21 protein-coding genes are annotated in these 22,180 nt (G+C 69.3%); 14 read left to right on the top strand and 7 right to left on the bottom strand.

Going from position 1 to position 22,180, the window contains the following annotated elements; genetic code table 11:
* Nucleotides 1-13: 13 nt before the first annotated feature.
* The 4 genes from LR394_RS26455 to LR394_RS26440 form a co-directional block, all read right to left on the bottom strand.
* The gene (locus LR394_RS26455) at nucleotides 14-568 is read right to left on the bottom strand and encodes an ABC-2 family transporter protein (RefSeq protein WP_231446986.1); all 555 of its coding nucleotides are present in this window, start codon (nucleotides 566-568) and stop codon (nucleotides 14-16) included.
* On the bottom strand, nucleotides 561-1,373 hold the full coding sequence (locus LR394_RS26450) for an ABC transporter permease (protein ID WP_231446984.1): 813 nt from the start codon (nucleotides 1,371-1,373) through the stop codon (nucleotides 561-563). Before LR394_RS26450 ends, LR394_RS26455 begins: the two co-directional genes overlap by 8 nt.
* Before the next feature lie 12 nt (nucleotides 1,374-1,385).
* A complete protein-coding gene (locus tag LR394_RS26445) occupies nucleotides 1,386-2,798 on the bottom strand; it encodes an MFS transporter (RefSeq protein ID WP_231446981.1) in 1,413 nt (470 codons plus the stop codon).
* Nucleotides 2,799-2,867: 69 nt separating this feature from the next.
* Nucleotides 2,868-3,644 carry an IclR family transcriptional regulator gene (locus tag LR394_RS26440; protein WP_231446979.1) on the bottom strand — a complete coding sequence of 259 codons (777 nt, stop codon included), beginning with the start codon at nucleotides 3,642-3,644 and terminating at the stop codon, nucleotides 2,868-2,870.
* A gap of 255 nt (nucleotides 3,645-3,899) precedes the next feature.
* Here LR394_RS26440 and LR394_RS26435 point away from each other — a divergent pair, with 255 nt between their 5' ends.
* The 10 genes from LR394_RS26435 to LR394_RS26390 all read left to right on the top strand — a co-directional run bounded on the left by LR394_RS26435 (nucleotide 3,900) and on the right by LR394_RS26390 (nucleotide 15,166).
* Nucleotides 3,900-5,483 carry an ABC transporter substrate-binding protein gene (locus LR394_RS26435; RefSeq protein WP_231446977.1) on the top strand — a complete coding sequence of 528 codons (1,584 nt, stop codon included), beginning with the start codon at nucleotides 3,900-3,902 and terminating at the stop codon, nucleotides 5,481-5,483.
* The gene (locus LR394_RS26430; protein ID WP_231446975.1) at nucleotides 5,477-6,502 is read left to right on the top strand and encodes an ABC transporter permease; all 1,026 of its coding nucleotides are present in this window, start codon (nucleotides 5,477-5,479) and stop codon (nucleotides 6,500-6,502) included. Before LR394_RS26435 ends, LR394_RS26430 begins: the two co-directional genes overlap by 7 nt.
* A complete protein-coding gene (locus tag LR394_RS26425; protein WP_231446973.1) occupies nucleotides 6,499-7,383 on the top strand; it encodes an ABC transporter permease in 885 nt (294 codons plus the stop codon). Before LR394_RS26430 ends, LR394_RS26425 begins: the two co-directional genes overlap by 4 nt.
* Nucleotides 7,380-8,258 carry an ATP-binding cassette domain-containing protein gene (locus LR394_RS26420; RefSeq protein ID WP_231446971.1) on the top strand — a complete coding sequence of 293 codons (879 nt, stop codon included), beginning with the start codon at nucleotides 7,380-7,382 and terminating at the stop codon, nucleotides 8,256-8,258. Before LR394_RS26425 ends, LR394_RS26420 begins: the two co-directional genes overlap by 4 nt.
* Nucleotides 8,258-9,115 carry an ABC transporter ATP-binding protein gene (locus LR394_RS26415; RefSeq protein ID WP_231446969.1) on the top strand — a complete coding sequence of 286 codons (858 nt, stop codon included), beginning with the start codon at nucleotides 8,258-8,260 and terminating at the stop codon, nucleotides 9,113-9,115. The genes LR394_RS26420 and LR394_RS26415 overlap by 1 nt, the downstream gene beginning before the upstream one ends.
* Entirely contained in the window at nucleotides 9,112-10,041 is a 930-nt protein-coding gene (locus LR394_RS26410; protein WP_231446967.1) for an amidohydrolase family protein, read from the top strand. Before LR394_RS26415 ends, LR394_RS26410 begins: the two co-directional genes overlap by 4 nt.
* A gap of 11 nt (nucleotides 10,042-10,052) precedes the next feature.
* On the top strand, nucleotides 10,053-11,534 hold the full coding sequence (locus LR394_RS43230) for a dihydroorotase (RefSeq protein ID WP_231446965.1): 1,482 nt from the start codon (nucleotides 10,053-10,055) through the stop codon (nucleotides 11,532-11,534).
* Nucleotides 11,531-13,021, top strand: coding sequence for an MFS transporter (locus tag LR394_RS26400; protein ID WP_231446963.1), 1,491 nt, complete (start codon nucleotides 11,531-11,533; stop codon nucleotides 13,019-13,021). The genes LR394_RS43230 and LR394_RS26400 overlap by 4 nt, the downstream gene beginning before the upstream one ends.
* A 73-nt stretch (nucleotides 13,022-13,094) precedes the next feature.
* Complete coding sequence (locus LR394_RS26395) at nucleotides 13,095-14,027, top strand: NADP-dependent oxidoreductase (RefSeq protein WP_231446961.1); 933 nt, start codon at nucleotides 13,095-13,097, stop codon at nucleotides 14,025-14,027.
* A gap of 236 nt (nucleotides 14,028-14,263) precedes the next feature.
* The gene (locus LR394_RS26390) at nucleotides 14,264-15,166 is read left to right on the top strand and encodes a hypothetical protein (protein WP_231446959.1); all 903 of its coding nucleotides are present in this window, start codon (nucleotides 14,264-14,266) and stop codon (nucleotides 15,164-15,166) included.
* A 43-nt stretch (nucleotides 15,167-15,209) separates the two neighbouring features.
* Here the strand turns inward: LR394_RS26390 and LR394_RS26385 are convergent, their stop codons facing one another.
* Entirely contained in the window at nucleotides 15,210-15,959 is a 750-nt protein-coding gene (locus tag LR394_RS26385; RefSeq protein ID WP_231446957.1) for an SDR family NAD(P)-dependent oxidoreductase, read from the bottom strand.
* An 87-nt stretch (nucleotides 15,960-16,046) separates the two neighbouring features.
* On the opposite strand from LR394_RS26385, the gene LR394_RS26380 reads away from it, so the two are divergent.
* On the top strand, nucleotides 16,047-16,904 hold the full coding sequence (locus tag LR394_RS26380) for a helix-turn-helix transcriptional regulator (RefSeq protein ID WP_231446955.1): 858 nt from the start codon (nucleotides 16,047-16,049) through the stop codon (nucleotides 16,902-16,904).
* Between the two features lie 805 nt (nucleotides 16,905-17,709).
* Nucleotides 17,710-18,594: a Kelch repeat-containing protein gene (locus tag LR394_RS26375; RefSeq protein WP_231446953.1), complete on the top strand. Its 885-nt coding sequence runs from the start codon at nucleotides 17,710-17,712 to the stop codon at nucleotides 18,592-18,594.
* Between the two features lie 40 nt (nucleotides 18,595-18,634).
* On the opposite strand, the gene LR394_RS26370 is transcribed toward LR394_RS26375, so the two are convergent.
* Nucleotides 18,635-19,291: a TetR-like C-terminal domain-containing protein gene (locus LR394_RS26370; protein WP_231446951.1), complete on the bottom strand. Its 657-nt coding sequence runs from the start codon at nucleotides 19,289-19,291 to the stop codon at nucleotides 18,635-18,637.
* Nucleotides 19,292-19,502: 211 nt separating this feature from the next.
* Here LR394_RS26370 and LR394_RS26365 point away from each other — a divergent pair, with 211 nt between their 5' ends.
* The gene (locus LR394_RS26365) at nucleotides 19,503-20,132 is read left to right on the top strand and encodes a hypothetical protein (protein ID WP_231446949.1); all 630 of its coding nucleotides are present in this window, start codon (nucleotides 19,503-19,505) and stop codon (nucleotides 20,130-20,132) included.
* Nucleotides 20,133-20,149: 17 nt separating this feature from the next.
* On the opposite strand, the gene LR394_RS26360 is transcribed toward LR394_RS26365, so the two are convergent.
* Complete coding sequence (locus tag LR394_RS26360; protein WP_231446946.1) at nucleotides 20,150-21,538, bottom strand: DHA2 family efflux MFS transporter permease subunit; 1,389 nt, start codon at nucleotides 21,536-21,538, stop codon at nucleotides 20,150-20,152.
* Between the two features lie 69 nt (nucleotides 21,539-21,607).
* Here LR394_RS26360 and LR394_RS26355 point away from each other — a divergent pair, with 69 nt between their 5' ends.
* On the top strand, nucleotides 21,608-22,180 hold the full coding sequence (locus LR394_RS26355) for a helix-turn-helix domain-containing protein (protein ID WP_231446944.1): 573 nt from the start codon (nucleotides 21,608-21,610) through the stop codon (nucleotides 22,178-22,180).

Below are 22,180 nucleotides of genomic sequence, written 5' to 3'. Positions count from 1 at the left end.
GAATCCTGGCTCTTCAGGGCCGGGAGGATGTCAACTCGGACGCGTCGATCAGGAAGAACTGGGCGCCCGCGGCTGCGACGAAAATGCCGATGCAGATGGCCGATCCCGTGAGCAGACTCAGCAGGAGCAACAGGATGTTCTCCGGGGTGAGGGGCACGTCGTTGGCGAGGACGGCCACGACCAGCACGGTGACCCCGACGCCGACCCGGCTCAGGCGCCGCAGGCTGATGTCGCTGGTGATCAGCTGGGCGAGCAGGGGTTGCGGTCTCAGACAGAAGACGTCGAACGTCCCGGCGCGGAGGTACTGCGGCAGGGTGTCCACGTGCCCGACCAGGAGATCGGCGATGCTGAAGGCGGTGTCGGCCAGGCCGAACACCAGAAGGGCGGAGGTCAGGTCCAGGCCGCCGATCCCGTCCACCGCGCGATACAGCACCCAGACTTCGGCCAGTTCCACCAGCCCGATCAGCAGCGAGGTGACCAGGTCGAGCGCGAAACTGGCCCGATAACTGTGCTGGGCCCGGACCCGAGCACCCAGAAGCACTCGATAGGGCCGCAGGAGCTCAGCCACCCTGCACCTCCAGGCGGCGCCGGCCGGCACGGGTGATCAGCTGCCCGAGCACAAGCGCTCCCGCGATCCAGGCCAGCTGAACGGCCACCACCGACATGGCCGACAGCCCTTCCAGCCGACCGGAGACGACGTCGATCGGGGTCTGCAGCATGGACGGGAAGGGCGTGGCCCACGCCAGCGTGAGCAGCCAGCCGGGAAAGAGCGTCACCGGCACGAAAAGACCGGCCAGAAAATGCGCGGTGATCATGTACGCGGTCTGGAGTCCACGCGTCTCAACGATCCAGAAACCGGCGATGGCAACGAGATACACCACGAGAAAGGACAGCGTCGTCCCGGCCAGAATGCTGAGCGCCCCCAACGCCAGGCTCACCCGATCGATCGGCAGGCGCATTCCGCCGACCAGCACGCCGAGGGCGATCAGCGGGATGCCGCGCGGGAGCAGGGCGAACAGCGCCCGCCCCACCTCCTGAGCAGTACTGGCAGTCTGCAGATCCACCGGGCGCAGCAGGTCCACGGCGATGCTGCCGTCCTTCATCCGGACCGCCAGATCACTGCGACCGGAGAGGTTCACCGAGCCCAGGAAAGCCTGCGACAGCCAGGTGTAGGCGGTGATCGATGCGGCGTCATAGCCTCCGAGTTCACCGCCGCCGGCCCGGACTGCAGCCACCAGGACGCTGGCCTTGAGAAAACCGAACGTAGCGTTCGCGATCAGCCCGCCCAGTGCCGCCGCCCGGTACTGGGATCCGCGCCGCCACCCGGCTACGAACAGGCGCCGGTGGATGCGAAACCATACCCGAGCAGACATTACTCCGGAATCCTAGCGGTTCGCCCGACGTCTGCGCCTGCTCGTCACCAGCCCGGCCAGCAGGAGGACGGTGCCGATGACCATCAGGCAGATTCCGATACCGGCGACACCGTCGGCCATTGCAGCGCTCCCGGCCGAGGTATCGGTCGGTACCACGTGCGCCACCAGAACGGCGGACAGGGCTGCCCCGATGTACTGCGCGGTGCGGTAGAGGCCGCTGGCGCTGCCGGCCGCCTGTGCAGGTGAACCTTCGTGCAGGACCAGCTGGTTGCCGAGATTGTTGAAGCCGGTGGGGATGCCGAGCAGGGCGTTGGCCAGGACCAGCAGGAGCAGATGAGTGTCCGGGCCGGCGATCAGGGTCAGGAGCAGGCCGGTCACGATGAGCGCCGAATTGCCCAGGAGCAGAAGGCGGTGCGGACCCCAGCGGGAGGACAGGCGGGTGGCCAGGACGGTGGAGAGCACCCCCACGCCGAAGACCGGGAACATCAGCAGTCCGGCCTCGGCCGGGCCGAGGCCGCGACCCACCTCCAGCCACTGGGGCAGGCCGTAGAAGACGGTGTAGAAGGCGATGAAGGTGACCATGCCGCGCAGGCAGGTGCTCAGGATCCGAGGATGCTCGGCGAGCAGGCGCAGGTCGAGAAAAGGTGTGGTGGCGCGTCGTTCGCGCAGCACGAGCAGAACCACGAGGAGCCCGCAGACCGGCAGGAGCCACCAGCGCAGGCGCTGGCCGAGGGACAGCAGCATGAACATGGCCAGAGCCAAGGCAGCGACGAAGAGCGCGGCGCCGGGCAGATCGACCTGACGCAGGGCGGCGCGCGGCCGGGGCCGGGGCGGGTCGGCCGGAACGGCGCGCCACACCCAGAACGCAGAACTGGCCACCAGCGGCAGGTTGGCCCAGAAGATGCCCTGCCAGCCGGCCAGAACCACGATCACACCACCCAGCGTGGGCGAGAGCGCGGCGCTCGTCTGCCCGCACAGGGCGATCACCCCGATCGCACCGGAGACGGTACTGCCGCGCCGGTCGGCCTCACGCCGGATGATCGCCATGGCGGCCGGGAACTGCAGCGAGGTCCCCAGGCCGAGCAGCACCCGGTCGGCCACCAGCCACTCGGCCGACGGGGCGAAAGGTCCTAGCAGTGAAGCGATCACGATGATCAGCAGGCCGACCTGGTACACCCGGCGCGGGCCGAACAGGTCGGCCAGCCGCCCGCCGGTGGGGGAGCCCACCGCGGCCGCGATGTACAGGCCGCTGACCAGCCACGGGATGGCCGCAGAGGTGCCGTAGTGCTCGGCGATCGGGATCAGGGCGACCGCGATCACGGCGGAGTTGAGCCCCTGCAGGATCGTTCCACTGCCCAGCGCCCAGGCGAGGGAGCGGGGTAGCTGGGTGGCGGCGGCCGGGGTGGGAGTTTCGGTCACTCCCACGACGGGACGTTCGGGTCGGGTTTGTGGTTCATGTTTCCCCTCAGGGATTTTGGGCGCGGATCAGGGCGGTCAGGCGGGCAGGCCGCCGCGCCAGCCGAGCCTGCGCGAAATGGTGTCCGCGGCCGTCCGGACCAGCGGGGCGAGCTTCTGGCGAGTCTCGTCGTCGACCCGGGGCGTGGGACCGCAGACCGAGATGGACCCGATGACGGAGCCGTCGACCCCGAACACCGGCGCGGCGACCGCTCCGGCCCCGAGCTGACGCTCACTGGCTGAGGTGGCGTAGCCCTGCTCGCGGATCTGCGTGAGGCGCTCGCGCAGGGTGTCGGCGTCCAGAATGGTGCGGTCGGTGAGCGCGGTGAACTCGGCGGTGAGGATGTCCTCCCGCTCGCGCTCGGCCAGGAAGGCCAGAATGCAGTTGCTGGAACTGCCTGCGTGCAAGGGGTACCGGCGGCCGACCTCGACGGTCATCTTGATCTCCTGGGAGCTCTCGATCTGGTCCAGGTAGACCCGGCCGTCGGCGACCCGGGCCGATACGGTGGCGGTTTCGCCGGTGACCTGGCTCAGCTCCCGCAGGACCGGCATCGCCTCGGCCCGCAGCCGGGACTCCCGTAGCGCCCGGGCTCCCAGGGCAGCGGCTCCCGAGCCCAGTCGGTAGCCGCGCACGCCGGGGTCGGTGGCCAGCAGGTGGCGATCGACCAGCGTGGTGAGGATGCGGTGCACCACGGCCTTGGAAAGGTCGAGCTGACGGGCGACCTCGGTGACCCCCAGCGACTGCGGGCCGTCCGCGAACAGCAGCAGCACGTCGGCCACCCGCCCCGCCGCTTCGGTGCCTGAGGCCTCCGCCATCGCATACCTCTCTCTGTTCCCGGCCCGGGCGCCGGCCCGACCGGAGATGTCCCGGAGCAGGGACAGTAGCAGCGTTCCTCTGTGCGGAACATGACTCGAAGGCTCGGCAGGCCAGGAAAGTTCCGGAAATCCATTGTTTACAGAGTTGACCAGGAACTCCCTTGTTGAACCGACAACTGTGGTGCCAGAGTTCTGGGCCATTGGCTGTTCCGTTCAGAGGAACAAGTCCCCGAGGCTCACCGCCGGGAGATACCGATGAGAACCCCCTGGAGTGCGGCGCTGCTGTGCGCCTTCCCGCTCGTGCTGGCCGGCTGCAGCGGATCGCCGTCGTCCTCGGCGGGCGCGGCCGGGACCGCGTTCACGATCGCCACCGACGCCGTGACCACCACGCTGGAACCCTCGAAGTACGACAACATCTCGCACCGCTTCGCCCACGACCCGGTCAAGGCGACCCTGCTGCAGTACCAGAGCTTCGACGAGACGAACGGGCAGGTGCCCGGCCCGGACGACCTCAAGCCCGCGCTGGCCACGGACTACCGCGTGGCCGACGACGGCATCACCCTGCAGCTCGGCGAGGCTCGCAGCGCGGCCGGCAACACCCTGAGCGCCGACGACGTGGTCTACACCTTCGATCGCATTCTCGGTCTGGAGGACCCGATCGCCCTGTCGCTGATGACCAACGCGGGGATCGACCCGAAGAACCCGGTGACGGTCCTCGGCGAGCACGAGGTGAAGATCAACGCCAAGGTCAACGCGCTGTCGGCGCAGACCCTGGACTCCTACCGCTTCTCCGTCCTGGACTCCGAGGCGGTGCAGGCACACGCCACCGACGCCGACCCGTGGGCCACGGACTGGCTGTCCGCGAACACCGCCTCCTACGGCCCCTACCAGGTCAGCGCCTTCACCCCGGGCACCAGCATCACGCTGAAGGCCAACCCGAACTACGACGGCGAGATCGCCTACCCGACGGTGAACGTCCAGGCGGTCGCCGATCCGGCCGCCCGCGTGGTGATGGCCAAGACCGGCCAGGCACAGATGGTCTCGGGCCTGCCGCTGAGCACGATCAGCACCCTGGCCAAGGACCAGAACGTCCAGGTGCTCGACATGCCCTCCCAGGCGCAGGACATGCTCGAGCTGAACAAGGACGTCAAGGCGTTCCAGGACCCGGTGGTACGCCGCGCCATCTCCCAGGCCGTCGACCGCGCGGCCCTGCTGGCCGGCCCCTACTCCGGCCTGGGCACCGTCTCCACCTCGCTGGTCTCCACCAAGATCCCGGCGCAGAACTCCACGTCGGAGTACTTCGAGCACGACGCCGCCGCGGCCCGGCAGGCCCTGGCCGAGGCCGGGTACAGCGACCTGTCCTTCACCATCACCACCAACCAGGCCTCGATCAGCCCGGTTCCGGCCGAGTCCCTGCTGACCGCCCTGAAGCAGCAACTGGCCGCGGCCGGGATCAGCGTCGAGGTGGCCACCGTCGCCAGCGCGGCCGACTTCACCGCCGCCTATCACGAGGGCAAGTACGAGGCGTTCATCCGGCTGGAGGCGCCGCTGGTGGCCGACCCGGTGTTCTTCCTCAACGCCTTCCACTCCACCGGTGGCCTGTCCAACTACATGAAGGACTCTGACGCCGGCGTGGACGCGGCGGTCAAGGAAGCGCTGAACCTCACCGGTGAGGACCGGCTGGCCGCGATCGCCCCGGGGATCCGCAGCGCCAACGACAACATGATCGACATCCCGCTGGTGGAGTCGAGCAACCAGTACGTCTACCCGGCGTCGGTCTGCCCCGGTCCGATGAGCATCGCCCGCTACTTCGACCCGGCCACGGCCGCACCATGCTGAAGACCCTGAGCCAGGGTGGTGGCCGGGCCGGATATGTCGGCCGCCGCCTGGCGATGATCCCGATCGGCGTCCTGATCGTCGTCACCGCCACGTTCTTCCTGATCAACGCCATCCCCTCGGACCCGGTCGGGGCCCGCCTGGGCGATCTGGCCACCCCCGAGCAGATCGCCGCCGAGCGGGCCGCGCTGGGCCTGGACCAGCCCCTGCTCGTGCGCTTCCTCGACCTGCTCGGGGGCATCTTCACCGGCGCCCTCGGCACCAGCTACTACACCGGCGCCGACGTCTCAGGCGAACTGCTCGGGCACGTCACCAGCACACTGGTCCTGGTCGTGCCCGGCTTCCTGCTGGCCGCCGGCCTCGGGATCGGCCTGGGAATCCTGGCGGCCCGCGACAACCTCAGCCGCTGGGTCCGCCTGATCGTCACCGTCCTGCAAGGACTTCCGGTGTTCGTCCTGGCCGTTGCGGGCATCCTGCTGCTGGTCGTGCTCGTACCGGTCCTGCCCTCGCCGACCGGTCAGCTCGACGCGAACATTCCGGCGCCGCCGGTGCGCACCGGGGCGGTAATGGTGGACGCGGTGCTCGCCGCGCGCTGGGACGCCATGGGGAACGCGGTCGCTCACCTGGTGCTCCCGGTGCTCTCGATCGGCCTGATCGCGTCGGTGCCGTTCGCCCGGATCACCGCCAGCGCGATGCGCTCGGCCCTGGCCGCCGAGTTCTCCGCCTTCGGGGACGGCAACGGCCTGGCCCGCCGCACCGTGGTGCGCAACGCGCTGCGCACCGCCCGCCCCGGCATCGCGACCGTCGGCGGGATCGTCGCCGCCGAACTGATCGGAGGATCCATGCTGATCGAACAGGTCTTCTCCTGGAACGGCATCGGGCAGTGGGGCCTGAACGCGATCACCCAGAACGACCTGCCCGTCGTCCAGGCGTTCGTGCTCTTCGCCGCGGTCGGCACGATGGTGATCTACCTGCTGGCCGACATCGTCGCCGTGCTCCTGGACCCGCGGACCGCATCGTGAGCGCCCCGACCACGGTGACCACACCGTCCATCATCGACGCCCCGGCACCACCCCCGAAAGCCAGATCCACAAGGATCTTTCGGGATCCGGTGATCCTGGGCTGCCTGGGCTGGATCGTGTTCCTGGTCGGCTGGTCGCTGAGCGGGCTCTTCCCGCACAGCCCGACGGTCGCCGATCCGGGCGTCCTGCTGCACGCACCCGGCGGCGGCTACCTCTTCGGCGTCGACCAGGACGGCTACGACGTGCTGTCCCGCACCGTCTACGCCGCGAAGTTCGACGTGCTGATGGCGCTGTCCGGCGCCCTGGTCGCAGCCGTGACCGGCACCTGGCTGGGCATCCTGATGAGCAGTGAAGGAAGGCTTTCCGCGCTGGCGACCCGGGGCCTGGACGTCTTCCAGGCCGTGCCGCTGCTCGTCGTCGCCGTCGCCGTGATCGGACTGGTCGGCACGTCCCGCACGATCCTGGTCGTCATCATTGCGGCGATCAACACGCCACTGTTCATCCGCCTGGTCCAGGCCGAGGCCCGGCTGGTCCGCAAGCGTGGATACGTTGCGGTGGCCAGGGTTTACGGGGTCAGTGAGCGGACGATCCGGTGGCGGCACATCCTGCCCAACGTCACCGGAGTGCTGTTCCCGCAGTTCTCGCTGTCGGTCGGCTACGCCATCGCCTCGGTCGGCGCGCTGAGCTTCCTGGGCCTGTCCGAGCCGGGCAGTGCCAGCTGGGGATCGATGATCAAGGCCGGCATCCCGCTGCTGCCACTGAACCAGTGGTGGATGGTGGTCTTCCCCTCTCTGGCGCTGTTCACCGTCGTCCTGGCCTTCAGCGAACTGTCACACCGCCTGCAGGGCCACGTCGAGCAGATCCGGGGAGGATCCCGATGAATCCGGAACCCATCGTCGACATCGACAGCCTGACCGTCAAATACCACTCCCGCCAGGGCGAAGTGACCGCCCTGCGCGATGTGAACCTGCAGATCGGCCGGGGCGAGGTGCAGGCGATCGTGGGGGAGAGCGGTTCCGGCAAATCGACTCTGCTGGCATCGCTTCTGGGGTTGCTGCCCGCTTCCGCCGCGGTCGAGGGCAGCATCTCGGTCCGGGCCGGCGATCAGCCGTTCGACCCGGTCCGGGCACCGGCGAAAGAAGCCACCCGGTGGCGTTTTCGGCAGGTGGGCTACGTTCCGCAGCTGACCCAGCGTTCACTGGTTCCGGTCCTGACCGTGGGCGAGCATTTCCGGCAGTTCGGTTTCGGTAGCGACTGGCGGGCCGAGGCGGTGCGCGCGCTGACCGATCTGGGGCTGCGGGAGCCGGAATCGGTGCTCAGGCGTTACCCGCACGAGCTCAGCGGTGGGATGGCGCAGCGGGTGTGCATCGCGCTGGCCACGTTCGCCGGAAAGCCGCTGCTGGTGGCGGACGAGCCCACCTCGGGCCTGGATCCGCTGGTCACGGTCCGGGTGGCGGATCTGCTGCTGGAGTCGCAGCGCCGCACGCAAGCCTGCCTGCTGCTGGTCACGCACAATCTGCAGTTGGCCCGGCGGATGGCCACCCGGATCGCGGTGTTCCGGTCCGGCGTCCTGGTCGAACACGGACCCGCAACCGCAGTTCTGGAGGATCCGCTGCATCCGTACACCCGCAGCCTGATCGCCGCGGTTCCTCGGCCGGGACATCCGCTGGCGCTGCCCGAGCCCGGCCCGGATCCGTCGGGCGGACTGATCGAGAAGGCGCCCGGCCACTTCGTCGCGATGGTGGGGGCGGCCTGATGATCGAACTTGAGGACGCGCGGATGGTCTACGGCGCGAATGTCGCCTTGGACGGGGTCAGCCTGCGGGTCGGGTCGGGGGAGTGCCTGGCCGTGATCGGAGAGAGCGGCTCGGGCAAGTCCACGCTGGCCCGGATCATGCTCGGACAAGAACGCCTGACCTCCGGAGCGTTTCGCCGCGATGGGCAGACCCGGACCGCGTACGTCGCACAGGACCCGGCCGACTCGCTGAACCCGCGGATGAGCGTGGCCCGGATTGTCGCCGAGCCCCTGACCGTGGGTAAGGTGGAGGGTGATCGGGATGCCCTGATCCGGTCGGCGATCCGGGCCGTGGCCCTGGACGAGGCCGTGCTGGAGCGGCGGCCGTCGGCGCTGAGCGGTGGTCAGCAGCAGCGGGTGAGCATCGCCCGGGCGCTCGTCGCCCAGCCGGACCTGCTGGTGCTGGACGAGCCGACCTCCGCCCTGGACCCGTCGGTGCAGGCCCAGGTGCTGCGCCTGCTGCAGGATCTGCGGGCCGAGCGCGGGCTGACCAGTGTCCTGGTGACGCACGACCTGCCCGCGGCGGCGTACCTGGCCGACCGGATCGCCGTCCTGCACCGAGGCCGGCTGGTGGAAATCGGCCCGTCCCAAGCAGTCTGGGACGAAGCCCAGCACCCGTACACCCAGGCTCTCCTGGCCGCCGCCGTGGGCGACCCGCTGCCCGAACCAGCCATCCGTGAGCACGCCTGCTCACTGGGCCCGTACTGCACGGCGGAGGTCTCGCCGTGTCCTGCGACCACGACCGTTCCCACCCTGACCGAGGTCGGGCCGGGACATCTGGTCATGCCTTCCTGCACCAAGATTCAAGGAGCGTCATGAAACCCCGTATCCCGATCGTCGACGTCCTGGTTCCCGTCACCCCCGAGGGCGCGGTCAAGGACATCAGCGAGGTGCCCCCGCACCTGCGCGTGCCCAGCATCCTGAACCCGCTCTCGCTGGAGCAGCTGCTGCAGCGGATGGATCACTACGGCATCGGCCAGTCGGTGATCCCGGCCCGCAAGTACGGCCAGCACTGGGGCATGTCGTACGAGTTCCTGCGGGACTTCGTGGCCAAGAGCCCGAACCGGTTGTTCGCCACGGCCGGGATCGACCCGCTGAACAAGATGCCCGGCGTCCGGCTGTTCGAGGAGGCGGTGCGCGACTGGGGTTTCGTCGGCGCGCACACCTACTCGTCGTGGTCGCAGGTGCCGGCCGACGACCGCCTCTACTACCCGTACTACGCCAAGGCCGAAGAACTCGGCGTGCCGTTCCAGGTCGAGTGCATGGCCGCCAAGGCGCCGCGCTCGATGGGGCACCCGCAGTTCTTCGACCGGGTGGCCGCCGACTTCCCCGACCTGAAGCTGGTGGCCACGCACTGCGGCTACCCGTGGGAGCGGGAACTGATGGCCTACGCCGAGTTCCGGCCGAACTTCTACGTCGGCGCCGACGGCTTCCCGACCGAGCTGTGGCACGAGGACCTGATCCGCTTCATCAAGGGCACCGGCTTCGGCGGTCAGCACCCCTGGTCGAAGGACCGCTCGGACAAGGGCAACCCGAACTTCAACAGCACCAGCAACCGGGCCGTGTTCGCCACCAACTACCTGAGCATGGACCTGGAACAGACCTTCGCCGACATCGACGCGATGGACCTGTCCGACGAGATCCGCGACAAGCTCTTCGCCCACAACGGCCGTCGCCTGTTCGGCCTGCCCGAGCTCGAGCACGAGATGCCGGCGCCCGGAACCGTTCCGCTCCCCACCGTCTGAAAGGCCCGATCGTGGACACCGTCATCAAGAACGTCACCGTCGTCCGTCCCGACGCCGGCCCGGACTCCGGGGAACTGCTCGATCTGGGGATCGCGGACGGCAAGTTCGTGAAGATCGAGGCCGGCCTCGACGTGGAGGGCGTGCCGAACGTCGTGGACGGCCAGGGCCTGCTGGCCTTCCCCGGTGTGGTGGACGCCCACCAGCACTGGGGCATCTACAACCCGCTGAGCGACGACACCGCCACCGAAAGCCGCGCGAGCGCCCAGGGCGGCGTCACCACCGGCCTGACCTACATGCGCACCGGCCAGTACTACCTGAACCAGGGCGGGCCCTACCGCGAGTTCTTCCCCAAGGTGCTGGCCGCCGCGCAGGACCGCTCGTACATCGACTACGCCTTCCACCTGGCGCCGATGATGAACCAGCACATCGACGAGATCCCGGCGCTGATCGAGGAGTTCGGGGTCTCCTCGTTCAAGATCTTCATGTTCTACGGCTCGCACGGCCTGCACGGGCGCTCCGCCGACCAGTCCAGCTTCCTGATGACCCCGCCGGACGAGCGGTACGACCTGGCCCACTTCGAGTTCGTGATGCGGGGTGTGCAGGCGGCCCGCGAGCGTTTCCCCGACCTGGCCGACGCGATCTCGTTGTCCCTGCACTGCGAGACCGCCGAGATCATGAGCGCCTACACCAGGCTGGTCGAGCAGGAGGGCACGCTGTCCGGCCTGGCCGCCTACAGCGCCTCCCGCCCGCAGCACTCCGAGGCGCTGGCGGTCAGCATCGCGGCGGTGCTGGCCGACGAGACCAACCTGGCCAACATCAACCTGCTGCACCTGTCCTCGGCGAAGGCGATGCGGGCGGCGATGCTGATGGCCAACACCTTCCCGCACCTGGACTTCCGCCGGGAGGTGACGATCGGGCACCTGCTGGCCGACATCGACACCGCGGCCGGGATCGGCGGCAAGGTCAATCCGCCGCTGCGCCCGCGCGCCGACGTCGAGGCGCTCTGGGAGCACCTGCTGGCCGGTGACGTCAGCTGGGTGGTCAGCGACCACGCCTGCTGCAAGGACGAGAAGAAGTTCGGTGACCCGCGCGAGGACGTGTTCGCGGCCAAGTCCGGCTTCGGGGGAGCGGAGTACCTGCTGCCCGGGCTGGTCGGCGAGGGCACCAAGCGGGGACTTTCGCTGCGCCAGATCGCGGCCCTGACCTCCTGGAACCCGGCCCAGCGGTACGGGCTGGGGAACAAGGGGACGATCGCGGTCGGCTACGACGCGGACCTCGCCTTGGTCGACCCGAACCGTTCCTTCACCGTCGACCCGGCCGAGTCCGAGTCCACCCAGGAGTACACGCCGTTCGACGGGTTCGAGGTCGGGGCCACCGTCACCGACACCTTCGTGCGCGGAAACCGGGTGCTCACCCGGGGGACGGTCACCGGCACACCGATCGGACGGTACGTGGCCCGGCCCACCTCCGTCACCGCACCGGCCGCCCGATGAACAACGCCTCGGCCGGTGAATCGTCCCTGATCCCCGGTGACCCACCGGTCGAGGCGACCCGCCCACCCGGGCGCCCAGGCCCGTCCCCAGTTCTGCTCTTGTCCTTGCTGGCCCTGGGCGCCGGAAACTTCTCGGTGCTGCAGTCACTGGTCAACCCGGCCCTGGGAACCATGGGGGCCGACCTCGGCGCCGACCCCGCGATCGCCAGCTGGGTCCTGACCGGGTACCTGCTGTCGGCCGCCGTCGCCACCCCGCTGGCCGGTCGGCTGGGCGACCTCTACGGACGGCGTAACCTCCTGCTGGCCGTGCTGTTCCTCCTGGCGGCCGGGGGCGTGGTGGCGGCCGCCGCGCCGAACATGGGGGTGCTGATCGCGGGGCGCATCATCCAGGGGGCGGCCGGATCCCTGTACCCGCTGTCGTTCGGCATTGTCCGCGACGAGCTTCCGCCCGAGCGGGTGGCGCCGGGTATCGGCCTGCTGTCCGGGACGTTGGGCGTCGGGGGTGGTATCGGCATCGTGCTGGCCGGGCCGATCATCCAGACTCTTGGCTGGCGCTGGCTCTTCTGGATTCCGGCCCTCCTCACTCTGCTGGTCCTGGCCGGTGCCTGGTACTGGCTACCTACCTCACGAACCCGGGCCCGCGGCGCGATCTCCCCCCTGCCGCCGATCCTCCTGACCGGATGGCTCGTCTGCCTCCTGGTGGGGCTGAGCCGGGCCGGGACGTGGGGCTGGACCAGCGCACGCGTCCTGACCCTGCTGGCCCTCGCCGGAGCGTTGTGCATGGTCTGGTGGCTGAGCGAGACCCGCGCGCCCCACCCCCTGATCGACCCACGGGTGCTCAGGCAGCGGGCCGTGTGGGCGACCAACCTGTCGGCCCTGTGCATCGGCTTCTCGCTGTTCGGCAGCTTCTTGCTCATCCCGCAGCTGCTGACCGCGCCCACCCCGACCGGATTCGGCGAATCCGTCACCGTGGCCGGACTTTTCCTGCTGCCCTCGGCCGTGACCTCGCTGCTGTGCGGCCCACTTTCCGGCCGGATCAGCCGCCGCTACGGCAACCGGCTGCCGATCGTTCTGGGAGCCGTGGTCGTGGCCGTCTCGATGGCCCTGCCGGCGGTCGTGCACTCCCAGCACTGGCACCTGCTGGCCTGCAGCTTCGGCCTGGGCACGGGGATGGGGCTGGCGTTCGCGGCCCTGGCCAACGCCACCGTCGAGCACGTCAGCCCCGACCGGATCGGCATCGCGACCGGGGTGAACACGCTGGCCCGATCGCTCGGCGGCAGTCTCGGCACGGCCCTGGTGGCCACTGCCCTGGCCGCATCGTTCTCGAACGGGGCACCAGGTCCGGGCGGTTTCACCAGCGGCTTCTGGATCTGCGCCGTGGCTGGGCTGGTCTCCGCCCTGGCCGGCCTGGCCATCCCCCGGCGAGCCGCGCTCAGCCGGGCCCCTTCCGGGCCGGTCGGCAAGGTGGGCCAATCCGGCCCAGGATGATCGCTGCGCAACCTGCGAAGTTGGTTGACGTCTCCACAACCGGTGGAAACACGAACGAGAGCAGGGTTCAGCGATGAAGGCAGTGCGTTTCCACGAGGTCGGCGGTCCCGAGGTCCTGCGTTACGAGGACATCGAGCAGCCCACCCCCGGCGCCGGGCAGGTTCGGCTGCGCGTGGCGGCTTCGGCATTCAACGCGGCGGACAACGGAATGCGCGCCGGCTTCCTGCCGATCCCGGTCGTCCTGCCGCACGTGCCCGGCTACGACGTCTCCGGCACGGTCGACGCGCTCGGCGAAGGCGTGGACGGCCTGCAGGTGGGCGAGGAGGTGATTGGTTTCCTGCCGATGGAGCGTGACGGTGGCGCCGCGGAATACCTGATCACCCCGGCCGACCGGCTGGTCACGGCCCCGACCAAGATCCCGCTGGCCGACGCGGCAGCTCTGCCGTCGGTGGCGTTGACGGCCTGGCAGGCCCTCTTCGACGACGGTGATCTGAAGGCCGGACAGCGGGTGTTCATCAATGGCGCCGGCGGCGTGGTCGGCAAGTACGCCATCGCCCTGGCCAAGCGGGCCGGCGTGCACGTCGTGGCCACCGCCACCGCTCGCAGCGTCAACGCAGTCCGGGCCGCCGGAGCCGACGACATCATCGACTACACCACCACCGACGTCCTCAATGCGGTTACGGAACCGGTCGACGTGCTGCTCAACCTCGCCCCGATCACCCCCGAGCAGTTCACCGCGTTCGTGGCCCTGGTCCGCGACGGCGGCAAGGTGGTCAGCACCACCGCGTTCATGGCCACCCCAAGTGACGAGGCCCGCGGCGTCAGCGCAGCCACCGTGTTCGTCCGGCCCAACCACGAGCGCCTGGCCGAGCTGGTGTCCCTGGTCGATGAGCAGGCGCTGACGGTCGAGGTCACCCGCCGGATCCCGCTGACCGAACTGCCTGCCCTGCACACCGAGGCTGCGGCCGGACGCATCGCCGGCAAGGTCATCATCCTGCCGGCCTGAAGCCCGGCGGCGGCTTCCGATGAACACCTCGGTTGCCGCCGCTGGGCCGGGATTCCCGAAAACCCCCAAGCATTGATCCGTCTCTGAGCACACTGGGAGCTCGGAACTTCAGAGGCGGGGGCCTGGTGGCAGAAATGACCAGCGGCAGCAATGAGGAAGCCGAACCGGAAGAACCGCCGCCGTGGACGGTGACGCGGCATTGGCGGCTTCCGTTCAGTAATTGGGGACGCTGGGCCGTGGCAATAGCGGTCACCGTTGGTTTGGTCGCGGTGTTGCCTTCGGGGGTCGAGGCGGGCTCTCTGGGGGAGTGGGTTTCCGGGGTAGGGACCTTTCTGGCGGTCGTCGTCGCGTCCCGGCAGTTCGTCGCCACCGGGAAAGAGAACACGTCGCTGGAGCGGCGGACCGAAGCTCTGAAGATCTCGTCCTGGGTCGAGTACGGGAAACCGGATACCGACGACTACGAGATCGTCCTGGCCAACGCCGGGCGCGTCCCGATCTACGCCTGGCAGCTCCACCTCGTCCCGGCCCAAGGCTGGGACGTGCACTTCGAGCAGTCCTCGCAGTTCTCGGTCCTGGCCCCCGAGAGCAGGCTGAACTTCGTCCTGGACGCCCCGGTCCGCACCGCGGTCGTCGACGGCCGCCGAAGAGTTCCGGCCGGCCAGGCCGGGGGCTCGGTGCGGTTCCTGTGCCTGGAGTTTGCCGATGCCTGGGGGGACGTCTGGGTGCGGGCCAACAGCGATCTGCAGCAAGTTCCCCGGCAGAGCCGCTACTGGGACCGGGTGGTCCACCTGCGCAGCTCGGGCATGACCTGGGCCGGCGTGATCGACGAGGCGGTCTGGGCCGTCTTCGTCGAGACGGTGGGCCACCGGGCGGGCCTGAGCCCGGTCTTGTCCGACCTGTTCAAGGACTGCGCTCGCTGGATGCCCCGCACCGGGCCGCAGGGATTCGAGCGCTACGCGGAACTGGTCTGCGGCTTGCCCCGGCCGATCCTTCCCCGCCGCGCCCACGTCTTCGTGCACACCCGGCGGGGCGTAGAACGGACCATCCAGGTGGACGACGCCTACCGTCAGGTCACCAGGTTCTTCCGGCAGATCGTGCGGGGCCAGACCGGCACGATCATGCTGTTCGACCGGGACTGATCTGAGCCGGTGCGGAAATCCGCCAACGCCGTCCAGCCGAGTGTCAGAGGGACTGTCCACCGGTTACCGGCAGCACCACGCCGGTGACGAAGGAGGACCGGTCACTCAGCAGCCAGGCGGCGGCCTCAGCCATCTCCTCGGGCCGGGCCGGACGTCCCAGCGGGATGGCCGCCGTACCGTGCTCGATGATCCCGGGCGTGGCCTTCTCCCAGTCCTCGATCATCTGGGTCATCGTCAGCCCGGGCGCGATCGCGTTGATCCGGATGCCCTCGGCCGCGTACTGCACGGCGGCGCTGGCGGTCAGGCTGTTCACCGCCCGCTTGGCCCCGCCGTACGCAGGCAGGGCCGGATTGGCCAGCAGACTGCCGATGCTGCTGGTGTTCACGATCGTCCCGCCGCCACTGGCCCGCATGGCGCGCACCTCGGCGGCGACCGCGAAGTAGACGGCCTTGTAGTTGACCCGCGTGACCCGGTCGAAGACCTCCTCGGTGGTGTCGGCGACGTTCGCGGGCGGCTCACCCATTCCGGCGTTGTTGAACGCCGCGTCCAGCCGGCCGTGCCGCTGCAGAACCGTGGCCACCAGGCGCTCGATGTCCGGCACTTCGGCCATGTCCGCCACCACGTACGAAGCCTGCGAACCGATCGAATGGGTGACGTCTTTCAGCGCGGCTTCGTCTCGTCCGCTCAGGACCACGGTGGCCCCCTCGGTGGCGAACAACCGGGCGGCCGCCGCGCCGATACCCCTGCTCGCCCCGGTGACCAGGGCGATCTTTCCGTCCAGCAATGTGCTCATGTCTGAATCCTGCGCAGCCCGGTGAGGAACAGGCAGGCCTAGGCTGTACCCCTCACACCGGACCTTTCAGCGTTCATCATTGAAGACGTGGACCACAGAGAACTCGGCGCGTTCCTGCGCCTGCACCGCGAACGCCTGACCCCGGAAGATGCGGGCCTGCCGGCGACCGGCCCGCGCCGCACGCCCGGACTGCGCCGCGAAGAGGTTGCCGGGCTGGCCCACATCTCGACCCAGCACTACACCCGGCTGGAGCAGGGCCGCGGCTCGATGCCCTCGCGCCAGGTGCTCGCCGCCCTCGCCCGCGCTCTGCGTCTGGACGATCAGCAGCGCCGTCACGCCTACGCCCTGGCCGGAGAAGCGTTCAGCGTGCCGCCCGGCCCACCCGCCGACGTGCCCGACCACATCCACGACCTGATCGAGCGTCTGCCCGACACCGTGGCCGTGGTGCACGACGCGAAGTATGACGTGCTGGCCTGGAACCACCTCGCCGCCGCGGTGCTGGGTGACTTCACCGCACTGCCGACGGGCGAGCGCAACCTCCTGCGCTACTACTTCCTGCCGGAGGTTCGAGATCGCCTGAACGGTGCAAACATCCTGCACGACAACCACTTCGCCAGCCACGCCGCCGGCCGGCTGCGCACCACCGTGGCCCGCTACCCCCAGGACCAGGCCACTCAGCACCTGATCCAGGACCTCCGCCGTCGCAGTCCAGAGTTCGCCCAGCACTGGCAGGCCGCAGAGGTCGTGGGCGTGCCCAACCACCTGAAGACGTTCGTCCACCCCGCGGTCGGCCGCCTGGAACTGCGCTGCGACGTGCTCGCCGTGCCCGAACGCGACCAGCACGTCGTGCTCTACACCGCCGGTCCGGGTACCCCCGAGCTCGAAACCCTCAAGCTGCTGGGCGTGATCGGCACCCAGCGGATGGACGCCTCCGACCTCGGCTGAACGGTTCCCCTCCGCCGACGACTTTGAAGACGGCACCGATCCCACCGCGAGCGCTACACATGCGCTCGGGGCCGCTGGAGATCACCGTGAGCGTGTCCTACTGGACACCCGAAACCCTGGCCGCCATGGCCCTACGCTATCCCTAGCTTGATCTTGCGCCCTGGAACTCTCCGGCCGCCCAGCTGTAGGTGACCGCTCAAGGCGAGCACCCCGTCCATTGCTCGACTCCGGATCCACGTCGCCCGGATTGGTGCATTCCATCGGGAATCACCGTCGTCACCCGTCCTGAGATCCCCGAAAAACGTTCATCCGGCCTGCAACATACGCAAGGGCCAGGACGTACGGACTGTCGAGAGGTCACTCCCGGCCGACGAAAGTCAGGGAGGCTGAAATGACCGAACGCAAAGACCATCAGACCGAAATCCTCCTTCGTCGGGCACTGGCTTCTGACCCTTTGGAGGCTCAGGACGTCCCGGAGCCGATCGTGCGGGATGCTGTGCGGCGGGGCCGTCGACGCCGACGGTTGCGACGGGCGGGGGTCGCGGTCATCGTCGTGGTGGTGGCAGCGGTAGCGACCGTGGTTTCGATCCAGGTCTTTGCTCCGGAGCCGGAGGATCAACCGACCACTGCACAACGGACGCTGGTGTGGGAGCGGGCGGCTCGGTCACCTTTGTCTCCTCGGAGCAACCCCACGCTGGTGCAAGTGGGAGACGTGGTCGTGGTCTTGGGCGGTAGCGCCGCCGACCCGTGCCCGCCGAGCGCTGGGTGTGTGGCGCCTCAGGGCGATGGGCTCAAGGACGGAGCCGTGTACGAGCCTGATCGCGATACCTGGCGCAGCATCGCCCGGGCGCCGATCGGGATGGCCAACATCTCGGCCGCGTCCTCCGGCACCACGATCTATGTGCTCACCCGGCCCCGGCCCGTTGGCGAACCGCAGCTTTGGGAGTATTCACTCTCTCAGGATCGGTGGGCCCGGCTGCCGGCTCCGCCGCACTCGGTGGACACCGTCCGAGCGGTCGGTACGGATCGCCTGGTCGCCTATGCCGGGGCACACGCCAAGTCCTGGACGGCAGACCAGTTCTACGACATCGCTTCCCGAACGTGGTCGTCTCTCCCGCGTGACCCTCTGGCCCCGTCCCAGGACCGCAACCTTCTGGCCACCGATACCGGGGACCTCGTGCTCCTGGCCGTCGGGCCTTACGGGCACGACGATCAGGGCTGGGCCCCCTGGGGCGCGGCGCAGTGGAAGGCGAAAACCAAGACCTGGGAACGGGTGGCGACGTCCGGCATCGTCGACTCCGAGCCGACCTGGTGGTGGGAAGGCGGCCGAATCGTCAACCCCTCTACGCAAACGGTCGATCAGGACGGCTCGGTCAGCGCAACCGGGGGAATTCTCGACCCGGTGACCAAAGCCTGGAAGCGCGTGCCGGACATGAACCGGCCATCCGGGCTGGCCCGCGTCCATCCGCAACTCGAGGCCGCTGGATCGGGGAAAATTCTGGACAGCGGTCAGATCCTGGATGTCGCTTCGCGGGTCTGGACCTCGATACCTCAACCGCCTGAGGGTTTCCCGACCCAGGATGCGGCTGCCATCATCATCGATGATCAGGTGATCACTTTCGGCGGAGCCTCCTTCAAGTCCTACCGCGGCACTTTGACGAATGACACCTGGGTTCTGCGTCTTCCCTGATGGCAAGGGACATTCCCGGGACTGTCGGCCAAGAGCACGCTCAGGCGGCGTTTGATCTCAGGACAGGCAGGATCACCGTGTCGACGAACGCCACGATGTGCTGCGGGGTGGGGCGGGTGCCTTTGGTCAGGATCTCGTGGAGCAGGAACGAACGGCTCAGCTCGGCGACCGCTTCGGCCGAGGCAGCCGTCCTGAGCTCACCGCGGTCCACTGCTGCCGAGAGGATCTCCCGGCAGCGGGCCGTCTCGTGCCCGGCGAGAACCGCCTGCGCGCGCTCTCCGAGATCTCCCGTCGTCCGGGCCGCCCGGAGCAGGCCTTCGACCAGTCGGGGGCCGGCGCGTTCCGATCGGGCGTGCGCCTGGAGATTCTCGACCAGGTCGGAACGCAGGTCTCCGGCCTCGATCACGGCGATCGGGCGCTGGAGTTCACGATCGACGGCGTGGATCAGGACGGCCGCGGTCAGAGTGGTCAGGTCGGGCCAGCGGCGCAGCACGGTCTTGGAACTGGCTCCGGACGCCGCACAGACCGCGGCGAGAGTGAAGCCGTCGAAGCCGGCCCGGCCGAGGACCGCCAGGGCAGCGTCCAGCACGGCCGCCTCACGTTCCGGGGTGAGCTTGCGGGCCCGTTCCCGAACCGCGCGCTGGTGACGCGGGAGAGGGGCCCGACCACTGTCGGTGGTAGATGGTGGTGACTGCAAACCGACCTCCTCGAGACGGGCAGCCTAGTGTCATGGGCGCCGATCCTCCATGGCCCTTGAGGTCAGGGATGAGGTTGTGGCCGCAGCCCGGCGCAGCACGCCGGAGTCGGAGGCCGCCGGTGCGGCGGACGAGTGCAGGGACGACGGTGACCGGGCGTACTGCTCCGGAGGGCGTCAATCCGGGCCGCAGCTCACCAGTAGGGTTGCCGCAGTGGACCCGAAAAGCACCAACAGCAAGACCAGTAACACCCGCCCCCGGATCACGGTGGGCCGAATCGTCCATCTGGTGGTTTCTTGTGCCGTTCTGGGCGCGGGGGTGGCGCTGTTCCTGCTCGCATCTCTGGGTTCGGACGGCTACTCCACCCTGATCAGCGGGATCACTCTGACCACGGGTGCGCCCTTCGCCGTGGTCAACATCTGCGTCGGGGTGTTCTTCGTGATCATGGCCTGGCTGCGCGGGCAGAAGCCCGGGCTGGGCACCCTCACCCAGCCGATCGTGGTCGGCTTCACGGTGTCCGCGCTGATGAGTGTGCTGGAGGCGCCGGACCATCTGGCTGTTCGCGTGGTCCTGCTGGTGGCGGCCGTGCCGGTGCTGGCGATCGGGGTGGCCGGATACCTGGGCAGCGACACCGGAGCCGGTCCGGCCGAGGCGGCCGCCCTGGCCTGGGATCCGCCCCTGCCGTTCCGCTGGAGTTACAGCGTGCTGCAGGGCTCGGGCGCGCTGGTGGGCTGGCTGCTGGGCGGGGCGGTGGGCCCGGGCACGATTCTGACCATCCTGGTGCTGGGCCCGGCCATCGACTTCGCCAAGCAGCGGATGCCCTTCCTGACCATCCGCCCCTGAGCCCGGGCCTAGGTCGTTCACGTGGTGGACGCCTTCGACCGGTAGGGGTTCTCGGCGGCACCGATGGCGAGCAGGACCAGACCGCACAGGACGACGATCACCCAGCCGGGTCGCATTGCGGCGCCGAGGGTTTCCGGAGTGTGGCCGGTGAAAAGGCCTCCGGCGACGGCGATGCCGAGGCTGGCGCCCACCTGCCGGGCGGATGAGGTGATGCCACCGGCCACTCCGGCTCGTTCCCGAGGCAGGCTGTTCACTGCGGCGTTGGTGATCGGGGCGTTCGCGAAGCCGACTCCCACGCCGATCAGGGCATTGGCGCACAGGAGCATCGTCGTTGCCGGAGCGCTGCCGGCCGCCAGCAGGATGACGCCACCGGCAGCGAAGGCCCCGCTGGCCAGGTAGAGGGGAGGCCGGGCGCCAATGCGGGCGACGAGGTGACCGGCCAGGGGAGCACAGACTGTGGCGCAGATGGCGAGCGGCAGGCTGACGGCCCCGGCCTTGAGCGGCGACCAGTCCTGGGCGACCTGGAGGTAGAACGTGATCAGGAAGAGCACGATGTTCAGGGCCACGAAGACGGCCAGGGCACCGATTCCGGCGGCGGCGAAACCAGAGTGGCGAAACAGCCGAGGGTCGATCACCGGGTAGGCCCGCCGTGACTCCACTCGGGCGAAGCCGGCCAGCAGCAGGGCGACCACCAGGTAGCCGGTGAGGATCGGCGGTGAGCCCCAGCCCAGTTCCGGCGCCTCGATCAGGACCCAGACGGTGCCGACGATCAAGGCGATCAGCAGGACCTGGCCGGGCGGGTCGAGCCGTCGGCCGGTGGCGGGGCGCGACTCCGGGACGATCCACAGGACGAGCGCGATGGCTGCGGCGGCCGTGGGGACCACCACCCAGAACACCGAGCGCCAGCCGAAGGCCGTGGTCAGGGCGCCACCGAGGACCGGACCGGTGGCCATGCTCAACCCGAAGACCGAGGCCCAGATGCCGATCGCCCGGGCTCGCTCGCGGGGATCGGGCATGGCGTTGACCACGATCCCGAGGGCGACCGGGCCCAGCATCGAGGCCCCGACGCCCTGCAGCACGCGAAACCCGATCAGGGATCCCAGCGAGGGCGCCACCGCACATCCCACCGATGCCAGCCCGAACGTCGTCAATCCGATCAGGAAGACGCGCCGCCGCCCGAACCGGTCGGCCAGCGCACCCGCGCTGATCAGCAGGCCGGCGAAGACGACGGTGTAGGCGTCGACGACCCATTGCAGGCCGGAGGTTGTGGCCGTCAGGCCGCGGCCGATCTCGGGCAGGGCCACGTTGACGATCGTGGTGTCGAGGCCGACCAGGAACATGGCGCTCGCGCAGACGGCGAGGATGCTCCAGCGCCGGGCCGCGCTCAAGGAAGTAGCGGTGCTCATGGACGGTGATCATCGGGATCACCGCCCCAGGTTCTCCAGGGAAGTTGCGAGAACTGCAAAATGCTCGTCATGGCCGTCGACGTGAACACGATCCTGGAGGGCATCGGGCCGAGGCTGCACTCGGCCCGCAAGGCGCGCGGGCGCACGCTGAAGTCCCTGGCCGAGGAGACCGGCCTGTCGGTGAGCACCCTCTCCAGGCTCGAGAGCGGCCTGCGCCGGCCCACCCTGGACCTGCTGATCCCGCTGGCGCAGGCCCTGCACGTCGCGCTGGACCAGCTGGTCGCGGCTCCGGCCTCGGGCGATCCCCGGATCCACCTCGAACCGCGCCACCACCGGCAGGGCAGCGTGCTGGTGCCGATCACCCGCTACCCGGGCCGGGTGCAGGTGTTCAAGCAGCTTCTCGGCCCGCGCGAGCGCCGGCTGACCAGTCATCCAGGCTACGAGTGGCTGTACGTGCTGGCCGGGCGACTTCAGTTGGTCCTCGGCGAGCACGAATACCAGCTTGCTCCTGGGGAACTGGCCGAGTTCGACACCGCAAAGCCGCACTGGTTCGGGCCAACCGGCGACGAGGCGGTCGAGATCCTGCACCTGTTCGGGCCGTTCGGTGACCAGGCCGTCAACCGGACGTCGCCGCAGCCTTGA

The organism is Kineosporia babensis, from assembly GCF_021129305.1.
Lineage (GTDB): Bacteria > Actinomycetota > Actinomycetes > Actinomycetales > Kineosporiaceae > Kineosporia > Kineosporia babensis.
This window is presented reverse-complemented; position numbering and strand designations above follow the sequence as displayed.